The organism is uncultured Campylobacter sp., assembly GCF_937949835.1.
Lineage (GTDB): Bacteria > Campylobacterota > Campylobacteria > Campylobacterales > Campylobacteraceae > Campylobacter_B.
Genome location: NZ_CALEDC010000264.1, coordinates 1 through 2,242, shown reverse-complemented (window position 1 = coordinate 2,242; position 2,242 = coordinate 1). Strand labels below are relative to the sequence as shown.

Here is a 2,242-nt window from a genome sequence, read left to right as displayed (position 1 = left end):
AATTTTGCTGCTGCGGATGAGCGGCGCGATCTACAAGGCGCAAAGCCCATAGAACACAGCTTGCAAGACGCCGCAAACGAGTGGCGGCAAAACGAGTGCACCTCGAGCGAGCAAAAAGGTGCAGACTTAGCAGGGCAGGGCGATAGTCTTAAATTTAATCATCCAAATGACGCAAACGGCGCGAACTGCAGCGACGAGAATTTTAAATTTAACCCCTCGCAAGCAGCAAGCGATACGCAGCGGCAAAATCAGCACGTCGCCGCGAGAGCTGATTGCGCGCTAGGTTCGAGCATCTCTACGCAAGCCGCACAAACGCAACAGCAAGAACGAGAGCAGGAGCAGGGGCAAGCGCAGAAGCAAAAACAGAAGCAAGAATGTGGGAGAGCGCAGCAGCAGGGACAGGAGAAGGATGCCGCTACACTAAAGACGCTAAATTTACAGCGAGCGTTTGAGCTTTACGGGCGCGAGCAGATGCGGGCGTTTTTTCTATTCGCCGTATTCGACGAGATGCTAAAGCCGGATTTGCAGGCGTATCGCATCGATCGCGAAAAGCTCACGCAGGTCTCGCTGCTGCGAAATCTGCTTATGTTTTCGTGGATCAAATCCTACCCGCAGATCGAGCAAAACATCCTTTCAAGCGTGATTTTAGTGGAGTTCGGGCGGGTTTTTATCGACGAGCAGGTGTGTGCGGCGGGCAAGGCGGAGGAATTTTACCATGCCATCAAGGGCTCGATCTTTCCGCAGGATTTTACCGATGTGGAGATGGAATTTAGCGGCACGAACCGTGAAAGCGTCTCGCACGCGCTATTTGCGCATTTCGGGCTAGAGCAGATCGCGCAGGACGCGCTGTATTCAAACGCCCCCGACGACGCGCCTTTTGAGAACAAATCCCGCTACGCAATGCTAAAGATCGCCAAAACCGCGGTCAATATCTACCATCACTTCGACGAGCTTAGCATCGACAACGCTTTAAATTTACTAGTCGAGTTCGGCTTCGAGCAGGAAGCGTTTTTAGAGGCGAAAGGTGAAATTTCGATATGAGAGAGTTCCTGCGCGCCTTCAACTCGGGCGTATTTGAAAAGGATCTTAGCGGCGAGCAAAAGGAGCTCGTGCGCAACCTCTTAAATATCGGCGCTATCAGCGCGCACAAGGGCAAGCTCTACCTAAAGGACGGCTATGTTTTCGGCAGGCTCGACATCGCGCGCGACGGCACGGGCTATCTGCAAAGCTTCGACGACCGCTTCAAGGCAGATCTCATCATCGAAAACAGATATTTAAGCGGCGTGCATCTGGGCGATCTGATCCTAGCAAAAATTTTAAGCTCAAGAAAGTCCCGCCTGCACGCAAAGGTGCTGATGTGCGTCAAGCCCGCATTTTTAACGAGCGTGGTTTATACCAAAAGCTTCGGGCGCGAAATTTTAGGCGTGAACGTCAAAACCGGCCTCGCAAATCCGCTCAAAGCCACGCAAAAATCGCTAAAGCAGCTGCCGTCAGACACCCTTTTAAAGATCGATAATCTAACGAACGAAATCACCGAGGTGATCGGAAACTTAGCCGATCCCTTCGTCGATGAGAAAATTTCTTTAGCGATCTACGATAAGAACGACGAATTTAACGAAGCGTGCAAGCAGCAAGCCGCGAGCTTCGGCAGAGAAGTGGACGAGGCGCTGTATCCGCAGCGCGTGGATTTGCAGCATTTGCCCTTTTGCACTATCGATCCCATCGACGCCAAGGACTTCGACGACGCGATCTATTTTGACGTAAAAGAGCGCACGCTTTACGTCGCGATCGCCGACGTGAGCGAATATGTAAGCGAATACTCGCCGATCGATAAGGAGGCGAAATTTCGCGGCTTTTCGATATATTTTCCGCACAGATCCGTGCCGATGCTACCGCGCGAGCTTAGCGAAAATATCTGCTCGCTGATGCCGGATTTGCCGAGGCTGGCTTTTGTTTTTAAAATTTCTTTGGATGAAAATTTAAACCCGCAAAAAGAGGAGCTTTTCGAAGCGATCATAAGATCAAAGCGCCGCTACAATTACGACGAGGTCGATGAAATTTTACGCACCCGCAAGGCGTGCGAGCCTGAAATTTTAAGCTGGCTCTTGCCGCTTAATGAAATTTGCGAGCGCCTGCGCCGCGCGAGGCTAAAGCGCGGATTTGATTTTCGCACCAAGGAGCTTCGCATAACGCTTGATGAGCGCGGTTTTATAAGCTCCACTCGCTTTGAGACTGACACCCC

At 51.6% G+C, this 2,242-nt stretch carries 2 protein-coding genes; both read left to right on the top strand.

What is annotated here, in order from left to right:
• The coding region (locus Q0256_RS05965; RefSeq protein ID WP_297961096.1) for a hypothetical protein at window positions 1-1,041 on the top strand (1,041 nt) is incomplete at its 5' end.
• A partial coding sequence (locus Q0256_RS05960) for an RNB domain-containing ribonuclease (protein WP_297961093.1) occupies window positions 1,038-2,242 on the top strand: 1,205 nt, incomplete at its 3' end. The genes Q0256_RS05965 and Q0256_RS05960, both read left to right, overlap by 4 nt.